This is a genomic window from Mesorhizobium sp. M1142, assembly GCF_040318565.1.
Taxonomy (GTDB): Bacteria; Pseudomonadota; Alphaproteobacteria; order Rhizobiales; family Rhizobiaceae; genus Mesorhizobium.
In genome coordinates, this window is record NZ_JAMYMK010000004.1 from 148,954 (window position 1) to 166,180 (window position 17,227).

22 protein-coding genes, 1 tRNA gene and 1 pseudogene are annotated in these 17,227 nt (G+C 61.7%); 11 read left to right on the plus strand and 13 right to left on the minus strand.

Annotated features, from left to right (window positions below):
- Positions 1–10: 10 nt before the first annotated feature.
- Positions 11–1,747, plus strand: a complete 1,737-nt coding sequence (gene ggt / locus NKH42_RS09120) for a gamma-glutamyltransferase (protein ID WP_352702242.1) — start codon at positions 11–13, stop codon at positions 1,745–1,747.
- 64 nt (positions 1,748–1,811) lie between these two features.
- Here the strand turns inward: ggt (NKH42_RS09120) and NKH42_RS09125 are convergent, their stop codons facing one another.
- The 3 genes from NKH42_RS09125 to NKH42_RS09135 all read right to left on the minus strand — a co-directional run bounded on the left by NKH42_RS09125 (position 1,812) and on the right by NKH42_RS09135 (position 3,217).
- On the minus strand, positions 1,812–2,156 hold the full coding sequence (locus NKH42_RS09125) for a hypothetical protein (protein WP_352702240.1): 345 nt from the start codon (positions 2,154–2,156) through the stop codon (positions 1,812–1,814).
- 175 nt (positions 2,157–2,331) lie between these two features.
- Complete coding sequence (locus NKH42_RS09130; RefSeq protein ID WP_352686710.1) at positions 2,332–2,781, minus strand: hypothetical protein; 450 nt, start codon at positions 2,779–2,781, stop codon at positions 2,332–2,334.
- 136 nt (positions 2,782–2,917) lie between these two features.
- Complete coding sequence (locus NKH42_RS09135) at positions 2,918–3,217, minus strand: DUF1236 domain-containing protein (RefSeq protein WP_352686707.1); 300 nt, start codon at positions 3,215–3,217, stop codon at positions 2,918–2,920.
- Positions 3,218–3,446: 229 nt separating this feature from the next.
- On the opposite strand from NKH42_RS09135, the gene NKH42_RS09140 reads away from it, so the two are divergent.
- From NKH42_RS09140 to ggt (NKH42_RS09175), 8 genes are all read left to right on the plus strand, one after another.
- Entirely contained in the window at positions 3,447–3,821 is a 375-nt protein-coding gene (locus NKH42_RS09140) for a DUF3606 domain-containing protein (RefSeq protein ID WP_352686704.1), read from the plus strand.
- 102 nt (positions 3,822–3,923) lie between these two features.
- Positions 3,924–4,190 (plus strand): DUF6894 family protein, encoded by a 267-nt coding sequence (locus NKH42_RS31220; protein ID WP_352686701.1) that lies wholly within the window; start codon positions 3,924–3,926, stop codon positions 4,188–4,190.
- Positions 4,191–4,827: 637 nt separating this feature from the next.
- Positions 4,828–5,205 carry a VanZ family protein gene (locus tag NKH42_RS09150; protein ID WP_352686698.1) on the plus strand — a complete coding sequence of 126 codons (378 nt, stop codon included), beginning with the start codon at positions 4,828–4,830 and terminating at the stop codon, positions 5,203–5,205.
- A gap of 544 nt (positions 5,206–5,749) precedes the next feature.
- The gene (locus NKH42_RS09155) at positions 5,750–6,421 is read left to right on the plus strand and encodes a GntR family transcriptional regulator (protein WP_352506217.1); all 672 of its coding nucleotides are present in this window, start codon (positions 5,750–5,752) and stop codon (positions 6,419–6,421) included.
- Between the two features lie 83 nt (positions 6,422–6,504).
- On the plus strand, positions 6,505–7,350 hold the full coding sequence (locus tag NKH42_RS09160; protein ID WP_352751578.1) for a transporter substrate-binding domain-containing protein: 846 nt from the start codon (positions 6,505–6,507) through the stop codon (positions 7,348–7,350).
- A gap of 69 nt (positions 7,351–7,419) precedes the next feature.
- The gene (locus tag NKH42_RS09165) at positions 7,420–8,133 is read left to right on the plus strand and encodes an ABC transporter permease (RefSeq protein WP_352506218.1); all 714 of its coding nucleotides are present in this window, start codon (positions 7,420–7,422) and stop codon (positions 8,131–8,133) included.
- Complete coding sequence (locus NKH42_RS09170; protein ID WP_352506235.1) at positions 8,130–8,849, plus strand: ABC transporter permease; 720 nt, start codon at positions 8,130–8,132, stop codon at positions 8,847–8,849. Before NKH42_RS09165 ends, NKH42_RS09170 begins: the two co-directional genes overlap by 4 nt.
- A gap of 21 nt (positions 8,850–8,870) precedes the next feature.
- Positions 8,871–10,463 (plus strand): gamma-glutamyltransferase, encoded by a 1,593-nt coding sequence (ggt, locus tag NKH42_RS09175; protein ID WP_352751522.1) that lies wholly within the window; start codon positions 8,871–8,873, stop codon positions 10,461–10,463.
- Positions 10,464–10,613: 150 nt separating this feature from the next.
- Here ggt (NKH42_RS09175) and NKH42_RS09180 read toward each other — a convergent pair whose 3' ends face one another.
- Positions 10,614–11,498 (minus strand): sigma-70 family RNA polymerase sigma factor, encoded by an 885-nt coding sequence (locus NKH42_RS09180; protein WP_352751524.1) that lies wholly within the window; start codon positions 11,496–11,498, stop codon positions 10,614–10,616.
- Positions 11,499–11,604: 106 nt separating this feature from the next.
- On the opposite strand from NKH42_RS09180, the gene NKH42_RS09185 reads away from it, so the two are divergent.
- Positions 11,605–12,078, plus strand: coding sequence for a hypothetical protein (locus NKH42_RS09185; RefSeq protein ID WP_352751525.1), 474 nt, complete (start codon positions 11,605–11,607; stop codon positions 12,076–12,078).
- A 76-nt stretch (positions 12,079–12,154) separates the two neighbouring features.
- Here NKH42_RS09185 and NKH42_RS09190 read toward each other — a convergent pair whose 3' ends face one another.
- Positions 12,155–12,520, minus strand: coding sequence for a VOC family protein (locus NKH42_RS09190; RefSeq protein ID WP_352702230.1), 366 nt, complete (start codon positions 12,518–12,520; stop codon positions 12,155–12,157).
- 123 nt (positions 12,521–12,643) lie between these two features.
- Between NKH42_RS09190 and NKH42_RS09195 the strand changes: the two are divergent.
- Positions 12,644–12,829, plus strand: a pseudogene (locus NKH42_RS09195) (IS481 family transposase); the annotation flags it as partial.
- A gap of 37 nt (positions 12,830–12,866) precedes the next feature.
- Here NKH42_RS09195 and NKH42_RS09200 read toward each other — a convergent pair.
- From NKH42_RS09200 to NKH42_RS09235, 8 genes are all read right to left on the minus strand, one after another.
- Positions 12,867–12,942 (minus strand) — tRNA-Phe (locus NKH42_RS09200).
- Positions 12,943–13,317: 375 nt separating this feature from the next.
- The gene (gene yacG / locus NKH42_RS09205) at positions 13,318–13,509 is read right to left on the minus strand and encodes a DNA gyrase inhibitor YacG (protein WP_352702195.1); all 192 of its coding nucleotides are present in this window, start codon (positions 13,507–13,509) and stop codon (positions 13,318–13,320) included.
- Positions 13,506–14,135, minus strand: coding sequence for a Maf-like protein (locus tag NKH42_RS09210; RefSeq protein WP_352702192.1), 630 nt, complete (start codon positions 14,133–14,135; stop codon positions 13,506–13,508). Before NKH42_RS09210 ends, yacG begins: the two co-directional genes overlap by 4 nt.
- Positions 14,136–14,160: 25 nt before the next feature.
- A complete protein-coding gene (gene infA, locus NKH42_RS09215; protein WP_006200926.1) occupies positions 14,161–14,379 on the minus strand; it encodes a translation initiation factor IF-1 in 219 nt (72 codons plus the stop codon).
- Between the two features lie 89 nt (positions 14,380–14,468).
- Positions 14,469–14,879, minus strand: a complete 411-nt coding sequence (locus NKH42_RS09220; protein ID WP_502896124.1) for an arsenate-mycothiol transferase ArsC — start codon at positions 14,877–14,879, stop codon at positions 14,469–14,471.
- Positions 14,880–14,937: 58 nt separating this feature from the next.
- A complete protein-coding gene (locus NKH42_RS09225) occupies positions 14,938–15,423 on the minus strand; it encodes a UPF0262 family protein (protein ID WP_352747096.1) in 486 nt (161 codons plus the stop codon).
- Between the two features lie 2 nt (positions 15,424–15,425).
- The gene (gene hisD, locus NKH42_RS09230) at positions 15,426–16,718 is read right to left on the minus strand and encodes a histidinol dehydrogenase (RefSeq protein WP_352702190.1); all 1,293 of its coding nucleotides are present in this window, start codon (positions 16,716–16,718) and stop codon (positions 15,426–15,428) included.
- 4 nt (positions 16,719–16,722) lie between these two features.
- Positions 16,723–17,154 carry a DUF2948 family protein gene (locus NKH42_RS09235; protein WP_254820565.1) on the minus strand — a complete coding sequence of 144 codons (432 nt, stop codon included), beginning with the start codon at positions 17,152–17,154 and terminating at the stop codon, positions 16,723–16,725.
- Positions 17,155–17,227: the final 73 nt, after the last annotated feature.

Here is a 17,227-nt window from a genome sequence, read left to right on the forward strand (position 1 = left end):
GAGAACGGCCATGCACAACACCCGCCGAACCCTAATCGCCGTCACCCTTTCCCTCACCCTGACCTTCGTGCCGTTCCTCGCCTTTGCCGCCTCGCCGCAGCCGGCGAAGGGCGAGCACGGCATGGTGGTGACCGCCCAGCATCTGGCGTCGGAAGTCGGCGTCGAGGTGCTGAAGAAGGGCGGCAACGCGGTCGATGCAGCGGTCGCTGTCGGCTACGCTCTGGCTGTCGTCTACCCGACCGCCGGCAACATCGGCGGCGGCGGCTTCATGACCATCCGCTTCAAGGACGGCCGTTCGACCTTCGTCGATTTCCGCGAGCGCGCGCCGCTCGCCGCGACCAAAACCATGTATCTCGACAAGGACGGCAAGCCGGTAAAGGGCGCCAGTCTCGACGGCTATCTGGCGGTCGGCGTGCCCGGTTCGGTGGCCGGCTTCGAGATGGCGCGGGAGAAATACGGCACGCTGACGCGGCAGGATTTGCTGGCGCCGGCTATCCGCTATGCCAAGGACGGTTTCGTGCTGGAGCAGGGCGATGTGGCCTCGCTCCTGGGCGGCGCCGAGCGGCTGGCCAGGGACCCAGCGGCGGCCGTCATTTTCCTCAAGCCGGACGGCAAGCCCTATGCCGTCGGCGAGCGCCTTATCCAGGCCGATCTCGCGGCCTCGCTTGCCGCGATTTCGGAACGCGGCGTGGATCCCTTCTACAAAGGTGCGATCGCCGACGCCATCGTCAAGGCGAGCGGCGAGAAGGGCGGCATTCTGGCCAAGGCGGATTTCGAAAATTATGCCGTGCGCGAGCTCAAGCCGGTGACCTGCAATTATCGCGGCTACGAGATCATTTCCTCGCCGCCGCCAAGCTCCGGCGGCGTCATCATCTGCGAGATCCTCAACGTGCTTGAGTTCTACCCGCTGTCCTATCTCGGCGCCGGTTCGGCCGAGACGGTTCACGTCATGGTCGAGGCGATGCGCCACGCCTATGTCGACCGCAATTCGGCGCTCGGCGATCCCGGCTTCGTCGACAATCCGGTCGCAAAACTGCTCGACAAGAATTACGCCAGGGAAATTCGCGAAAAGATCGATCCGTTCCGGGCCGGCGTCTCGCAGGAATTGATGCCGAAGGGCTTTGGCGAGAGCAGCGAGACGACGCATTTTTCGATCATCGACAATGATGGCAATGCCGTCGCGGTAACCTACACGCTGAACGGCTCGTTCGGCGCCGGCGTCGTCGCCGCCGGCACCGGCATCCTGCTCAACAACGAGATGGACGATTTCACCCAGAAACCCGGCGTGCCCAATCTCTATGGCCTGGTCCAGGGCGAGGCGAATGCGATCGCGCCGAAAAAGACGCCGCTGTCGTCGATGAGCCCCACCATCCTCGCCAAAGACGGCAAGCCGTTCATGGTCATCGGCAGCCCCGGCGGTTCCCGCATCATCACCATCACGCTGGAGGCGATCGTCAACGTCGTCGACCACGGCATGAACATCCAGGAGGCCATCGACGCACCGCGCATCCATCACCAATGGTTGCCCGACACGGTCTATATCGAACCTTTCGGCCTGTCGCCCGATACCGAAAAGCTGCTTACCGGCATGGGCTACCGTCTCGATCTTGCCGACACGACCTGGGGCCAGGCGGCCGGCATCCTGGTCGGCGGCAAGAGCCTGGCGGAAATCGAGAAGGGTGGCGGCGCCCGCTACAATGGCGCCATCGACAGCCGCGCCGCAGCCGGCAAGGCTATCGGGTATTAAACCCCAAAAAGTGGGAACCGGTTTTCGGATAAGATCATGGTCAACAAGAAGATTGCGCCTTGCTTCAGGTGACCAGCGCGATTGTCGACGCAATCAGCATCAGCGCCGCGATGCCGACGAACAGCGCGTAGATGCGCGGCCGGTCGAGCAGAAGCGCATTGCCGGATATCCATGCTGCAGTGGCGCCGCCAAGCGCGAAAAAGAAGGTGCTGCGGCGCCCGAAGCTCAAGCCGGCAGCCATCAGGCCGCCGATGATCAGGGCGCCGAACACGATGATCACGGCGACTGCGTATTTTTCGAAATCGTTGCCGCCGGCGCTCGGGCCGATTGCGTTCAACCTCGACAGATCGTCCGGATCGAACGGGCTGGTCGACCCATATTCGTCTTGACCGACAGGCTCATGCATCATTCGTTCTCCGCAAACCGACAGCAAATCATCAAGCCTCGCCGAGCGCAACCGCTCGCCGAATGTGATTGGCACGGTGTTCAACACTTTCTGGCGGCGGCTTGCCAGAGATTTTTGGGTGCGTGCCTTGATCGCCCCGCTGTGCGGTCTGGTCAAGCGCTTTGCAGGAGTTGAATCTTCATGCCGCTCTGGCCAAAGACTGCGTTGCCTGAACGGAAGCTCCAAGCACCGCCTGTGCGGTGTCGGCCTGCCTTTCATCGACATGCGCCAGCACCAGAATCACACCCTGTTCGGCATCCCGCCGGCCTGGCTGCCTGCCGCTAGCGGACGATGTGTCGAAAAGCCTGCCGGCAACGCAGCCCAGGACCGCGCCGACGAGGGCCGATGCCAGCCATCCCGCGCCGACGGGATCGATGCCTGGGATATCGAAGGCGCCGAGGCCGGCCAACAAACCCGCCGCCGCGCCAAGGGCGGCACCGCTGCCTGGACCGCGCAAGACGGCGCCGATTTCATCATCGTAGGGTCCGATGACGCTGATCTGGTGGCGCGCAATTCCTGCCGCCTGAAGCGTTTCGACGGCACGCGCGGCCTGGTCATGGGAATCGAAAAGTCTGCTGATTGTTCGCATTGAAACTGCCTGTGAGGACCCCCGGCCGTCCATGTACGGCGGGTTCCTGCCGAGCGACGACGCCGCGGAGCCGCCTAACGCAAACGTCACCCGCCGCTCGTTCTGAGCGGCGGGTGACGGCTGCCTGAATTTCACGTCACTCGATGATCTTGACGATCTTGCGCGTGCCGGGGTCGACGACGACGGTGCGGTTGTCGACGACGACATAGCGGTATTTGACGTTGGGGACCTCATGAAGCTCGACGGTATCGGGAAGCGTCGAGCCGATATTGAGCTCCACCCCAGGGATTTTCACCGAGGCCAGCGGCTGCTTCTTCACATACTCCTTGATGACCGTTTCCTGCTCCGGCTCGATCACGACGTCTTGCGCCGCAGCGGCGCCGACGCCTGCCAGCAGCAGAAATCCCGCCACTGCGGTGGATAAATGCATTCTCATGGTCGTCTCCTTTGCGAACTCGGTCCGCTCTTCACGCCAAGGCTCACTCGAACGGAAGGCAGCTGAAAACGTTCCGTCGACGGGGCTTCGGTCCCGTCCGGCAGGGACCAACCGACGTGTTGCCGCAGGACCTAAGTCTGATCCTTGCGCGCAAAGGGTGGGTTCGCCGCGTGACCCGGAACCGCGGCGGCGCCTAGCCGTTGCTGGCTGCACGTTCCGGGAGGATTCCATGGAAAAGTCGACGGTTGCTCGCACCGATCTTGGCTGTTTCCACTCCGATCCAACCCGGCTGCTGCGCAGCCTGTCCCTTCCTGCGCCGATAGGTTCGCCCGTCACCTTGCGGCGAGCGAACCCTCAAATTGCTGCGTGCATCAAAGCTGACCCCCGAAGAGAAGGGGCGAGGAGAACAGAAATGGCCGACGACAAGAGCAAGCGAGACTTCAGCGACCGCAAGCGTGTTTCGGTGGATGAGTATTACGAGGTCGAATATTTCGCGCGGGAAAATGGTGTTTCGCCCAGCCAGGTGAGCAAGCTGATCAAAAGGACCGGCGGTGACCGGATGATCCTCTCGCAGGCGGTGAAGGCATTGCGCGAGCGCAAGTGAGATGGTGGCGAAGCCAACGGTGGAGAGGCACTGATCGCGATTGGCCGAGATCGCGGCCATCGGCCGACAACGTTCCCGGATGCCGAGCTTCGGCCAAGCGCAATGCCCCGCTACTTCCTTGATTCCGATGAAGACGGAATCGTCTATTCCGACGATCAGGGAACCTTATATGACGATTTCCCGCTGGTCAGGAAAGAAGCCCTTCGCACATTGGCCGAGATGGCCAGGGATGGCCTTCCTCACCGCAGGATTGCAGTCAAGGTCCGGGACGACCGTGGCGGTCTGGTCCTTGAAGTGGCTTTGACCTTTGCCGTCGAAACGCGGCATTTCGACGAGCGTATTTTCCAGATCGACTTGCGCACGAACTGACGCCTCGATCGTCATCGCGCCGACCATGAGGTTTCTGGTGCAGCCGCATCTTCTCTAGACTGGAACATTAGAAGTCTCTAATTGTTATCCTAAGCAGCGGGAACCTCCCGGGTTTCTGCTGCAGATCGGGGTGCAAACCCGGTCGGCCCGCGCCCTCCGCCAGAGGCGCGGGCTTCGTTTGTTTAGCCGATGCGCAACGCCGTTCGGCAGCAGCATATTGGAGACCTGCGGGAGCATTCGTAGCATCAGTCGCTACCGCGGCGCCCTGGCGCCCAGGCAACGGAGCCCGTCGTCCGACAGGGCGGCGGGCTTTTGACGCTGTGCGCAATCGGTGGAATTCTGGCCGGCGCCAATTCGTGTGGCATGGATGAGGTGCCCCGACGCAGCGCCGGCCAAGCGGAAATCAGGTCCGCCGCAGCCAGATAGTAGCCGGGTCAGCGCGGCAGGGAATTGCGTGATCGCGGAAGCTGCCGCTGGCCTATTGCACTCGCCACGAGCCCGCCTGTGCAGCGGCTGACCCGAGGCATTCATTCATTCTGACGATGCACCGGACGCCCCGACGGCGGAAATTGGACGCCGCGCTCGCTCTGGCCGGTGGTGTTCCCCCGCAGATTTCGGACGAAAGGCCATTTTATCCTTGTTGCGCCTGGATTCCTATCAGATCGTGGCAAGGATTGCCTTTCCGGCCGCGTTTGCCGGCGTTCTGCTGTTCGCCCTTTTGCCGGAGCAGCTCCTGCTGGGTCTTGGCCTGGCTTTCACGTTTGATCACGACAAGCTCAATCACGCCGCCGCCTTCGTCGTCTTGGCGGCTCTCGGAAGTCTCGGCTGGCCGGAACGCAAGGCGAAGCTGATCGTACTGCTCGTTCTCACGGGCGCAGCGATCGAGGGGCTTCAGGCCGTGCAACTGATAGGGCGCGACCCGGATCTGTTCGACTGGGTTGCTGACTGCGTGGGAATTGCGTGCGGACTGATGGTTGCAGGCTGGACAAAGCGGCTCGCTGGCGGATTGCCATAGGTGCTGAGAGCCTAACGTCGCCGGCGCACCCGCGCTCCAGGGTTGTGAAAATGGCCGGCGCCACTTGGGGGGCGCGTTGGGGTAAGTTGCCTGATCGGGCGCCGGCCAGGCGGAAAAATCAGATCCGCCGCAAAGTAACGTAGCAGGAATGGCAATGCGCGGCAGTAGCGTGATCGCGGAATGTCCGCGCTCGCGCCTCCGGTGCGGTGACCCGTTTTGGGTCAACAATTCTGGCACCTGAATTGCACTGTAAGCAATGCCGGGGAACACTCCGGCGATCGTCCCCGATATGGGGCCTCGCCGCTTCGCAAATGGGGCGGCGGGCCTTTTTGTAAAGTTCGGTGGCGTCGAAGGTTTCCGACCCGTGGGCGTCGAAAAGCGGCCGATCAGCGGCTTAGCTGATTACGGTGCGCTTGCCCGACTTTCCCTATCAAGTGCTTATTCTCACAAGAGAAATTCTAACGCGCGCAAGCTTCTGTGCTTGACACAGGTCTCGACAACTGGATAAGTGGATACACAGATACGCTTTGACCGGACCAAGGACGTGGCAGCAGACGCAATCGAGCCGTTGGGTATCACGACCGCCGAGGAGGAGGCTTATCGCCACATTCAGCGGGCCCTGAGGATGGGGCGTTACCGGGCCGGGGACCGGCTGATCCCGGAAGAGATCGCGACGGAAATCGGCATGAGCCGCATGCCGGTTCGCGAAGCATTCCGCCAACTGGCTGCGGAAGGTCTTGTGGTCATTCGCCCGAACCGTGGCTGCATCGTCGCCGGGCTTACCCTCGATGAGATCTACGAAACCTTTGAAATACGCTCCGTGCTCGAAGGGTTGGCGGTGAGGCTTGCCATGCCGCACATCGATGTCGAAGTGCTTGAAGAACTGGAACGCCAGCTCGACCGGATGGAGCGCGCCAGCCAGACCGGCAGCAGCGACTGGGTCGTGCGCCATCAGGCCTTCCATCTGCAGATTTGCCAATTGAGCAACAGAGCCAAGCTGGTCCGGCAGATTGCCAGCCTGCACGTCGTGATCGAGCCCTACCTGCGCATCTGGTTCGACTATGTCGACAAACCGGCCAGCGCGCGCGCCGAGCACGAGATCCTGATCGAGGTGTTGCGGTCAGGTGATGCCGGCAAGGCAGAGATCGTCATGCGGGATCATATCGTCGAGACAGCGCCGCTTCTGGCTAGCTTTGCAAGTCCCGGCCGCCGCTAGGAATACCATCTAAATCGTTGAAGCCGGAAGATAATCCGGCACGACGGAAGGGAACTGCCATACCGGCAAAAGAGGAGATTGACATGAAAATTAGCCGCATCGCAGCCATTGCGTCGGTCCTGTTCGGCCTGGTCCAGGCCGCTGTCGCACAAGAAACGCCAAAGGCAATTACCATTGCCACCGAAGGAGCCTACGCGCCTTGGAACTTCACAACGGCCGACGGCAAACTGGACGGCTTCGAGGTCGATCTGGCCAATGATCTGTGCGGGCGAATGAAGATCGAGTGCAAGATCGTCGCACAGGACTGGGACGGCATGATCCCCGCGCTGACCGTCGGCAAGTTCGACGTGATCATAGCGAGCATGTTCATCACTGAAAAACGTCTGAAGGTCATCGATTTTACCCAGCCATATGCCGTGGATCCCTCAGGTTTCGCGGTCGCCAAGGATAGCGAACTGGGCAAGCTCGGCATTTCCAACGAGCGGTTCAAGCTGGACAATGAAGCCTCTGCGCAGGCGGCAATCGACAGGCTCAAGCCATTGCTGAAGGGAAAGATCATTGGAGTTCAGGCTGCGACGGCAAACCTCGAATTTGTGAAAAAATACTTCTCGGACGTCGCCGAGATTCGCGAATACAAGACCACCGAGCAACACGATCTCGATCTCGCCGCGGGTCGCATCGACGCGCTCTTCGCACAGCAGACAGCGCTGGCTGCCACGGTGAGCAAACCGGAGTTCAGCGACTATACGCTTGCAGGACCAGGATTTGTCGGGGGTCTCTTCGGTCTTGGCTCCGGGGCCGGTATCCGCAAAGAGGACACCAAGCTGAAAGACATGCTCAACGGCGCCATCGACGCCGCGACCGCCGACGGCACGATCAAAACCCTGTCGCTTAAATGGCTCAAGAGCGACGTCACTCCAGTCAAGTAGGCGCTTGCCGGCGAACGGCCATTCCTGACCCGTTTCGGAGCTGAGCCGTTCGTCCTGCCGGGGGTATTAATGGTTGACGCATTCCGGCTGCTTGGTTTCCAGAACGGAGGTTGGGGGGCTGCTCTTCTCATGGCGGCCTCGATCACAGTGCTCCTGTCTGTGCTGGGCTTTGCGCTTGGCGCTGTATTTGGCGGGCTGGCAGCGGCCGGGCGTCTCCACAACTCCCAACTGCTAAGGTTCTTGGCCCTTGGCTATTGCACGGTTTTCAGGGGCGTGCCCGACCTTCTGACCATTTATCTGCTTTACTATGGAGGTAGTGTCGCCCTGACCTCGCTTGGTCATAGCCTGGGCGGGTCCGGATTCGTTGGCGTTCCGGCCTTTGCCACTGGAACCTTGGCTATCGCAATCATCTCGGGCGCCTATCAAGCCGAGGTCTATCGAGGGGCTTACGTCGCCATCGACCAGGGACAGCACGATGCCGCTTGCGCGCTTGGTCTCAACCGGCTGCAGCGGCTGCGCCAGATTATTTTTCCCCAGCTCCTGAGATACGCGCTGCCAGGCCTCGGCAATGTGTGGCAATTGGTTCTGAAGGACTCGTCGCTGATATCGGTAATCGGCCTCGTTGAACTGATGCGCCAGGCACAGATCGCCGCAGGTTCGACCCGTGAACCGTTCATCTTCTACATTGCTGCAGCCTTGCTCTATCTGGCTATCGCTTCCGTCACGGGCAATGCCTTTTACCGTCTGGAACGAAAGGCGCCGTGGCGCGTCCGGTCGGCATGATAGATTTCAGGTTTTTCCTCGAAATCCTGCCGAAACTACTCGCCGGCCTGCCGCTTACGATGGAACTGGCCCTGACTTCCATCGTTGCCGGCTTCGTTCTTGCCGTCACATTGGCGCTTGCCCAGCAATCGGAATCGCCCTTCGTCGTCCTGCCGATCCGTGGCTTCGTTGCCGTGTTCAGGGGGACGCCCCTGCTGGTGCAGATTTTTCTGACCTATTATGGCCTTGGTCAGTTCCGGCACCAACTGTCGGCAATTGGATTATGGGCCGTTTTCCGCGAACCCTACTGGTGCGCAATCATCGCGCTGACACTCAACACCACCGCCTATGGCAGCGAAATCCTGCGCGGCGCGATTCAATCGGTGCCACACGGCCTTGTCGAAGCGGCCCGGTCTGTCGGCCTGTCCACCTGTTTGACCTATCGGCATGTTATCCTGCCGCTGGCCTTTCGCCAGGCGCTGCCGAGTTACGGCAATGAAATCATCCTGATGATCAAGGGCACGTCTCTGGCTTCCATCGTAACCTTGATGGAGGTGACTGGAATTGCCCAGGGATTGATCTCCCAGACCTACCGCGCCTTTGAAGTCTTCATCTGCGCGGGCGCCATTTATCTCACTTTGAACTTCGCGATCATCCGTGCCTTGGCGGCACTCGAATACTGGATGTCGCGGCATCTGCGGCACCGCCCCTCGACGATGAGCGACGCCGCCTCTTGAGCACGACCAGAAGGGCATAGCATGCGAAATTTTGAGAAACCAACGCGCTCGGTTGTCGTTTCACGCGAGGCCATGGCCGCCACCTCTCATCCGTCGGCGACCCTGACGGCGGTGGAGATCATGGCGGCCGGCGGCAACGCCATGGATGCCGCCATCGCAGCCTGCGCCGTGCAATGTGTCGTCGAGCCAGCCTCGACCGGCATTGGAGGCGACTGCTTCGCTCTTCTGTCGCGAAACGGATCCGGCGAGGTCATCGCCTACAACGGATCGGGCAGGACACCCGCCGCCCTGACAATTGACTGGTTCCTCGAACGTGGCATGGCCGAAGTGGTCCGCAATTCTCCTGGCTCCGTCACCATCCCGGGAGCCATCGATGCATGGACCAGATTGCACGCTGATCATGGACATATGCCCTTCGATCAAATTCTGGCCCCCGCTATACGTTTCGCCGAGGAAGGCTACGCCATTTCACCGCGGGTCCATCGTGATTGGGCGTTGGAAGAAGAACTTCTGGCCTCTGATGTTACGGCGAAACGGATTTTCCTGCCAAACGGCCGCGCGCCAGACGTTGGCGAAGTGCATCGCCAGCCTGAGTTGGCTGCAACGCTGCGGCTGATCGCCAAGAAGGGACGAGAGGCCTTCTACACTGGCCCTGTGGCCGAAGACATGGTCGCCTATCTTCGTGGGCTCGGCGGATTGCACACACTCGAAGATTTCGCCGCGGCAACAGGTGAGTACGTGACCCCGATCAGCGCGGCGTTTCGAGGCTGCGATGTGTTCGAATGTCCGCCGAATGGCCAGGGTGTGATCGCCCTGCTGATTCTAAACATCCTCTCGCGCTTCGAAGCCCACGGCGATCCGCAATCCGCGGACCGGCTTCACCTGGAAATTGAAGCAACGCGCCTCGCTTACGCCGCGCGTGACCTGCTCGTCGCCGATCCCGACATGTCCGAGGTCCCGGTGGCCGACATGTTGTCGAATGCCTGGGCCGATCGTCTGGCCGGCATGATTGACCTAAAGCGCGCCCGCGCGGATCTGCCGGCGTTCGATATGCCGCTGCACAGCGACACGGTCTATATTTCCGTTGTCGACAAGGATCGCAATGCGGTCAGTTTCATCAACTCGGTCTTCGACAGCTTTGGCTCGGGCCTGGTCTCGCCACGCTCCGGTGTCGTCTTGCACAATCGCGGGCAAAGCTTTTCGCTTGACCCCAGGCACCCTAATGCAGTGGCGCCGAACAAGCGACCTTTGCATACCATCATACCCGGGATGCTTGCGAGAGGCGGCCGGGCAGAAATGCCTTTCGGCGTCATGGGTGGCTACTACCAGGCAATGGGCCATGCGCACCTGCTGACGAAAGTGCTCGACTTCGGGATGGATCTGCAGGAGGCGATCGATCTGCCGCGGATCGCCCCTGTCAGCGGCACGATGAAGGTCCAGGCCGAACACGGGCTCGCTGGCGAAACCCCAGCTGAACTTAGCCGACGCGGTTTCGAAATCATTCCTGCCACGGACCCGATCGGAGGTGCGCAGGCCATTCGCATCGATTGGGCAAACGGGACCCTGCTGGGCGGTTCTGAACCGCGCAAGGACGGCTGCGCCCTCGGTCTGTAGGTTGTGGCCAGAGCGGGATCCGAGATGCCGAAGACGTTTTTCATCGACATTTGACCGGCGTCGCCGGCGCCATGGTCCAGATAATTCTCGCACGCCATCGGCAACGGCAGGCAGCTGGATGTAGCGACAAATCATAAGTCGCGACTTGTGCTAATCTGGTGAATTGAGCGTGGCAAAATCGATCTGACTCAGGCGAGCGGGATCGCCGATCACTTCAATGGCTCGGATTTTCTCCCCTGCCGCGTCTATCGTCAGTGCATATCGCGCACGTCCGGTCGGCGCCACAACAATCCCTGGCGCCCCGTTCAGAAGCATTGGCGTCGCGAATTGCGTACGTGCCGCGAAGGCAAGAGCCCCCCTCGCAACTGTTGTGGACCCATGTGCTTCCACCGCTCTTCCGTCAGGAGCCGCAGACGAATCAACACGGATAACGACGTCCGGGTCGAGGAGGGCCACGATCGCATCAATGTTGCCGGAACGAACTGCGTTAAGAAACTCATCCACAAGCCGCCGCCGCCCGTTCAATTCAGCAGCGGAAACAGTGGGCTGACCCCGTATGCGACGACGAGCTCGGCTTGCCAGTTGCCGCGCCATGACCGGGGTGCGGGCGACGATAGGGGCAATCTCTTCGAAGGGCACATCAAAGACGTCGTGCAGCACAAAGGCGACACGTTCGGCAGGAGCAAGCTTTTCGAGTACGACACTCAACGCAAGGCCGACCGAATCGGCAATCGCTAATTCCTTGTCGAGGTCCGCGGCGTCTCCCGAATCCGCGCCCCACGCGGAGAGCGCCTGCAGAGTCTCCGCGCGTGATTTGCGCGCCCGCAGCATGTCGAGGCAGACGCGCGCAACGACAGTAGTGAGCCAAGCGGTAAGATTGTCGACGCTCCGGGCATCTGAGCGGCTGAGGCGCAGCCACGCTTCTTGCACTGCATCGTCGGCCTCTGTCGATGAACCGAGCAGGCGGTATGCAACCTTCCGCAGACGCGTGCGGTCAGCTTCGAAGCGCTCTGCCAGCCATTCATCAGGTTCCATCTGTCACATTTTCCCATCGCTGTCCGTCACAGTGATGACGGAGGAGGCTCATCCGATGTGACAACTCCATTTCAACGGCCTGGGATGAGACAAAGGAGATATCATCATGGAACCGACCAACCCACTGATTCCGATCTTTGTTGCCTTGCTCGGGACTTGGTTCGGCGCAGCCGTGTTTTATGTGGTGGTCATAGCCCCCGCCGTCGTTCAAGCGGGGCCGTCCGGCGTCGGATTCCTGCAGACGCTCGCGCGACGCTACGGCACCGGCCCCTTCTATGCCGTCTTGGCCTTTCTGACGGTTGCGACCGGCATGTGGATGTACGTGGCCGGTGCCCGCGGCGTGTGGACAACGCTGAGCGTAGGCTTGGCAATACTGGCGCTGTTTCTCGGTGCATCGGCCAATCGGATCGCCGAGAGGAAGTGGGTCCACCTGGTCGGGAACATCCGGGGCTCTGCAACAGGAGACCAGGGCAGCGACGTGGCGACAGCAATCGCCAAAGCCGAAAGGGTCAACGTCGTGACGACGGTCGTGCTCGGGCTCGCGCTCCTCTGCGTGGTTCTGAGTCGAACTATGGAGTAACAACTCGCAAACGCGCGGCAATCCACATTGATCGCGGGAATTCGTATTCCCTCAACCACCGGCTATTTGTTCAAGCTCAGTCCTTCTTGAACTCGAATAGCTCGATGACGTTGCCCGATGGATCTTCGAGCAAGATGGCGCGACCGGCACCGCCGTCGCTGATGTCGCCGCGGAATCTTGCATCAGCCCGGCGCAACCGCTCAATGAGCACATCGAGTCCCTTCGTAACGATCATAAATCGGTTCCACCCGCCCGGCTTCGGAACGCCGCCCGCCTGACCACCGCTCCCCGCACCTGGGGCGCTGAGATACAGCGTCAAGTCGTCACGCAGCAGCGCGGCGAACTTGCCCGGATTGCGCATTTCGATCTTGAAATCGAGATAGTCTCGATAGAATGCGGCCGCCTCATCGACGTCCGCAACGATGTATCGGACGGAAGCCATTCAACCTTCTCCTCTGTCTTGGAGCTACAACAGTCAATTTCGGCAAAGGTTTCCCTGTCGGTGGAGCTGAGTGCAGAAGCGGGCTTTCTGGATGCCAGCCGAAAAAGTCGGATGAGGTTTTTGGACAAAAAGATCAACCTCGGCCAGGTCTTCGCAGGCCAGACCGTCGGCATCAAACAGGCCGAGGACCATATCTGGCTGGTCAGTTTCCTGGACTATGATCTGGGCTATTTCGACGATGAGACATGTAGGCCCGAACCACTCCAAAACCCTTTCGGGCCAAAAGTGTTACCTATGTCTCCGGTATAAACCGTAACCTATGTGTCCAGAATGGACCGGAGGTGGATGGTGCCCAGAGGCGGATTCGAACCACCGACACGCGGATTTTCAGTCCGCTGCTCTACCAACTGAGCTATCTGGGCTTGCTCCGGTAGGCGGCAATCTGCACACCGGGTTCATGAAAGCGCCGTCGGCACCCCTTGAAAGCGCGTGGGTTATAGCACGGGAATTCGGCCTGTCCAGCGCTTAGAGCATGATCCCGAAAAGTGGAATCCGGTTTTCGGAAAAAGATTATGCTCAGACAAAAAGCATGATCCCGAAAAGTGGAATCCGGTTTTCGGAAAAGATCATGCTCAGACAAAACGCCAAAACCTGTTCCGTCCGACACTACCCGGATGGAACAGGTTCCGGACATTGATTTCAGTCAGAAGCGACAGGCAGTCCGCAAGGCCGATCATCGGTCACGATCGCGGCTGCGAAACCGTCCCAAGCCTGTGGAAAACCGCAGGTGGACGGTGCTATTTCTGGTCGTCGTTCTCATCCTCGTCGTCGCGGCCCGGGATGACGTAGACCCCCTTCAGCCAGCGGTTGAGGTCGATGTCCTTGCAGCGCGTCGAGCAGAACGGATAGGTTTCGCGCGCCGATGGTTTGCCGCATTCCGGGCAGGGCCGCTTGGGACGCAGCGGCGTGACCTTGTCGTCCGAGCTCATATCCGTGCACCCGACAGCCAGTTGGCGTGCACCTTGAAGCCTTCGCCGCTGAGCAGCGCCACCGTCTCGTAGAGAGGCAGGCCGACGACGTTGGTGTAGGAGCCGACAAGCTTGACGACGAAGGCGCCGGCAAGCCCCTGGACGCCATAGCCGCCGGCCTTGCCGCGCCATTCTCCGGATGCGATGTAGGCCTCGATCTCCTCGCGCGGCAGCCGCTTGAAACGCACCCTGGTCTCGACCAGCCGCAAGCGCTGCTTGCCGCCCGGCGTGATCAGGCAGATGCCGGAATAGACGCGGTGCGAACGGCCGGACAAAAGCCCGAGGCAGTTGGCGGCGTCGTCGAACGTCTCGGCCTTGGGCAGGATGCGCCGCCCGACGGCGACCACGGTGTCGGCGGCCAGCACGAATGTCGGCACGTAGTCGGTCTCGGTCTTCAGCGAGGCCAGCGCCTTCTCGGCCTTCTGCGTCGCCAACCGCTTGGCCAGCGAGCGCGGATGCTCGGCACGCAGCGGCGTCTCGTCGACATCAGCCGGCAACACACGGTCCGGCTCGATGCCGGCCTGCTGCAGCAGCTCTATCCGGCGTGGCGAACCCGAGGCAAGCACGAGCTTCTGCAAAATGCCCATCGCGATCCCGGCCGGGTCCTTGAACTTACTTGAAGCGGTAGGTGATGCGGCCCTTGGTCAGGTCGTAGGGCGTCATCTCGACCAGGACCTTGTCGCCGGTCAGAACGCGGATGCGGTTCTTGCGCATGCGGCCGGCCGTATGGGCGATGATTTCATGTTCGTTTTCGAGCTTGACCCTGAACATGGCGTTGGGCAGCAGTTCTGTCACGACACCCGGAAACTCGAGGACTTCTTCCTTCGGCATTCGATACCTTTGCTTGGATGGATACTTCCAGCGCCCCGGCCGGAAAGTTGCGCGGAACCTATATGATAAACGTCCGCTTGTGAACATGCTTAATCCGCGGCGTTTTCAGCCCCGTTGCCGAGAAAACGGCGGCCGATCCGCGCCTTCAGCCGCTCGCGCACGTCGCGATAGGCGGCCATGATCTGCTCGCGCGTGCCGCTGACGCCGGTCGGCTCGGGCATCGGCCAATATTCGACTTCGACGGCCAGCGAACGGGTGAGCTCGAGCGCGGTGTGGTGGGCTTCCGGCGCCAGCGTCACGATCAGGTCGAAATAATCGTCCTCGAGGTCGTCCATCGTTCTCGGGTGCCGTTCGCCCAGTGAAAGGCCCTCTTCGGCCAGTACGGCATCGACGAACGGGTCGCGTTCCCCGCCGCGCACCCCGGCCGAGGCAACGAAGGTGGTGGGCGGGAGCACCTTGCGTGCCAGCAATTCGGCCATCGGCGAGCGCACTGCGTTCATGCCGCAGACAAACAGGATCGAGCGGGGCAGATTCGAGCGGGGCAGCGGGGCGGCCAGCTCAGCCTCGCCAGTGCAGCACGCAAACCAGCGTGAACAGCCGGCGCGCCGTGTCGAAGTCAATCTCGATCTTGCCGGCAAGCCGGTCCATCAGCGTTTGCGAGCCTTCATTGTGCAGGCCGCGCCGGCCCATGTCGATCGCCTCGATATGGCTGGGCGTCGCGGTTCGGATGGCATCATAATAGCTTTCGCAGATCATGTAGTAATCCTTGACGATGCGCCTGAGTGGCGTCAGCGACAGGATGTGGGTGACCACGGCTGCGCCGTCCTCGCGCGTCACGGCGAAAACCAGCCGGGATTCGGCCAGCGACAGTTTTAGTCGGTACGGCCCGGCGCCATCGTCATTGACCGGTTGAAAACGGTTCTCCTCGATCAGGTCGAAGATCGCCACCGCCCGCTCATGCTCGACATCGGGCGTCGAGCGGCCGATCGTCTCGTCGAGCTCGACATCGATCAGCCTGGCGCGGGTTTGGTCGTAGTCGGACATTTCTACATGTTCAGCCGGATGCCGACGGAGCGTCCATGCGCATCGAGGCCTTCCGCCTTGGCGAGCGTAATCGCCGCCGGCGCCAGCGCCCGCAACTGCTCCGGCCCGAGCTTCAGGACCGAAGTGCGCTTGACGAAATCGAGCACCGAAAGTCCGGACGAGAAGCGCGCTGAGCGCGCTGTCGGCAGCACGTGGTTGGAGCCGGCGACATAGTCGCCGATGGCTTCCGGCGTATGGCGGCCGAGAAACACCGCGCCGGCATTGCGCATCCGCGCCAGGAATGCCTCGGGATCGTCGATGGCAAGCTCGACATGTTCGGCGGCGATGCGGTCGACCAGCGGCAGTGCCGCCTCGATCGTCGGCACCAGGATCACGGCGCCGAAATCGCGCCAGCTCGCCGCCGCCGTTTCTCCGCGCGGCAGGTTCTGCAACTGCCGCTCCACCGCCTGTTCGACCGCCTCGCCAAAGGCAGAATCATCGGTGATCAGGATCGACTGCGACGATACGTCGTGCTCGGCCTGGGCGAGCAGGTCGGCGGCGATCCAGTCCGGATCGTTGCTGCCGTCCGCCACAACCAGCACTTCCGAGGGCCCGGCGATCATGTCGATGCCGACCGTTCCGAACACCTGGCGCTTGGCCGCCGCGACATAGGCATTGCCGGGGCCGACGATCTTGGCGACAGGTTTTATCGTTTCGGTGCCAAAGGCAAGGGCGGCGATCGCCTGGGCGCCACCGACGCGGTAGATTTCGGAGACGCCGGCAAGGTCGGCCGCCACCAGCACCAGCGGCGGCACGTCGCCGCCGGAGGCCGGCACCACCATGGCGATGCGCTCGACGCCGGCGACCTTGGCCGGCACCGCGTTCATCAGCACCGAGCTCGGATAGCTCGCCGTGCCGCCCGGCACATAGAGCCCCACGGCCTCGATCGCCGTCCAGCGCGAGCCGAGCTCGACGCCGGCGGCATCGGTGTAGCGGTCGTCCTGCGGCAGCTGGCGCTGGTGATGGGCGCGGATGCGCTCGCGGGCGAATTTCAGCGCCTCGACCGTTTGCGGATCGGCTGCATCGTAAGCCTGGGCAATGTCGTCCCTGGAGACGGCGATGCCGAGCTCGGCCAGGTCGCCGCCGCCGAATTTCTGCGTGTACGCGACCAGCGCGGCGTCGCCCTCGGCGCGCACCTTGGCGATGATCTCGCGCACGACGGCGTCGACATCGGCCGAGACTTCCCGCTTGGTCAGCAGGAACGCGGCAAAGCGCTGCTCGAAATCGGCGTCGGACTGGCGAAGCGTGATGGCCATCGGCTCAAACCCTGTGGGCCGGGCGCGACGTCGCTTCCCAGGCGCCGCCGACATCGGCAAGCCGCGCCTCGATGCATTCGACATCGAGCATGATCGCGCCGCCGCCCGAAAAGATCAGCTCGACGATGCCGGCCGGCTTGTCGAGCGCGAGAAAGCTGATCGCCAGCAGCGACAGCACTTCGTCGGGCTTGTCGCGGGCAATGCCGCTGGTCTTGGCGCCGAGCACCCGGTCGAAATGCAGCACAGCCTGCCGCCGCTCGTTGTGCTGGCGAAAGAAGCCGGATTTGGCCTCCCAGACGAAGCGATTCATGGTCAGCACGAAGCGCTTTACCGAAGGCAGGTATTCAAGATCGCTGACCTTCATGACGGCATCCTGGACATGCGCCGAGATGATGCTCAGATCCTGATCGTCGAGCGCGACAAGCTTGAGGGCCATGCGGATTTCACACCTGAAGGTTGGACTATTCAGCCTTCTGTTAGGCGGTCTTTCCGGTCCGTGCAACCGCGCC

Excerpts from the sequence above, each read along its gene's own strand:
- ggt (WP_352702242.1), top strand. The coding sequence starts at position 11 with ATGCACAACACCCGCCGAACCCTAATCGCCGTCACCCTTTCCCTCACC.
- NKH42_RS09125 (WP_352702240.1), bottom strand. The coding sequence starts at position 2,156 with ATGATGCATGAGCCTGTCGGTCAAGACGAATATGGGTCGACCAGCCCG.
- NKH42_RS09130 (WP_352686710.1), bottom strand. The coding sequence starts at position 2,781 with ATGCGAACAATCAGCAGACTTTTCGATTCCCATGACCAGGCCGCGCGT.
- NKH42_RS09135 (WP_352686707.1), bottom strand. The coding sequence starts at position 3,217 with ATGAGAATGCATTTATCCACCGCAGTGGCGGGATTTCTGCTGCTGGCA.
- NKH42_RS09140 (WP_352686704.1), top strand. The coding sequence starts at position 3,447 with ATGGAAAAGTCGACGGTTGCTCGCACCGATCTTGGCTGTTTCCACTCC.
- NKH42_RS31220 (WP_352686701.1), top strand. The coding sequence starts at position 3,924 with ATGCCCCGCTACTTCCTTGATTCCGATGAAGACGGAATCGTCTATTCC.
- NKH42_RS09160 (WP_352751578.1), top strand. The coding sequence starts at position 6,505 with ATGAAAATTAGCCGCATCGCAGCCATTGCGTCGGTCCTGTTCGGCCTG.
- NKH42_RS09165 (WP_352506218.1), top strand. The coding sequence starts at position 7,420 with ATGGTTGACGCATTCCGGCTGCTTGGTTTCCAGAACGGAGGTTGGGGG.
- NKH42_RS09170 (WP_352506235.1), top strand. The coding sequence starts at position 8,130 with ATGATAGATTTCAGGTTTTTCCTCGAAATCCTGCCGAAACTACTCGCC.
- ggt (WP_352751522.1), top strand. The coding sequence starts at position 8,871 with ATGCGAAATTTTGAGAAACCAACGCGCTCGGTTGTCGTTTCACGCGAG.
- NKH42_RS09180 (WP_352751524.1), bottom strand. The coding sequence starts at position 11,498 with ATGGAACCTGATGAATGGCTGGCAGAGCGCTTCGAAGCTGACCGCACG.
- NKH42_RS09185 (WP_352751525.1), top strand. The coding sequence starts at position 11,605 with ATGGAACCGACCAACCCACTGATTCCGATCTTTGTTGCCTTGCTCGGG.
- NKH42_RS09190 (WP_352702230.1), bottom strand. The coding sequence starts at position 12,520 with ATGGCTTCCGTCCGATACATCGTTGCGGACGTCGATGAGGCGGCCGCA.
- yacG (WP_352702195.1), bottom strand. The coding sequence starts at position 13,509 with ATGAGCTCGGACGACAAGGTCACGCCGCTGCGTCCCAAGCGGCCCTGC.
- NKH42_RS09210 (WP_352702192.1), bottom strand. The coding sequence starts at position 14,135 with ATGGGCATTTTGCAGAAGCTCGTGCTTGCCTCGGGTTCGCCACGCCGG.
- infA (WP_006200926.1), bottom strand. The coding sequence starts at position 14,379 with ATGCCGAAGGAAGAAGTCCTCGAGTTTCCGGGTGTCGTGACAGAACTG.
- NKH42_RS09220 (WP_502896124.1), bottom strand. The coding sequence starts at position 14,879 with ATGAACGCAGTGCGCTCGCCGATGGCCGAATTGCTGGCACGCAAGGTG.
- NKH42_RS09225 (WP_352747096.1), bottom strand. The coding sequence starts at position 15,423 with ATGTCCGACTACGACCAAACCCGCGCCAGGCTGATCGATGTCGAGCTC.
- hisD (WP_352702190.1), bottom strand. The coding sequence starts at position 16,718 with ATGGCCATCACGCTTCGCCAGTCCGACGCCGATTTCGAGCAGCGCTTT.
- NKH42_RS09235 (WP_254820565.1), bottom strand. The coding sequence starts at position 17,154 with ATGGCCCTCAAGCTTGTCGCGCTCGACGATCAGGATCTGAGCATCATC.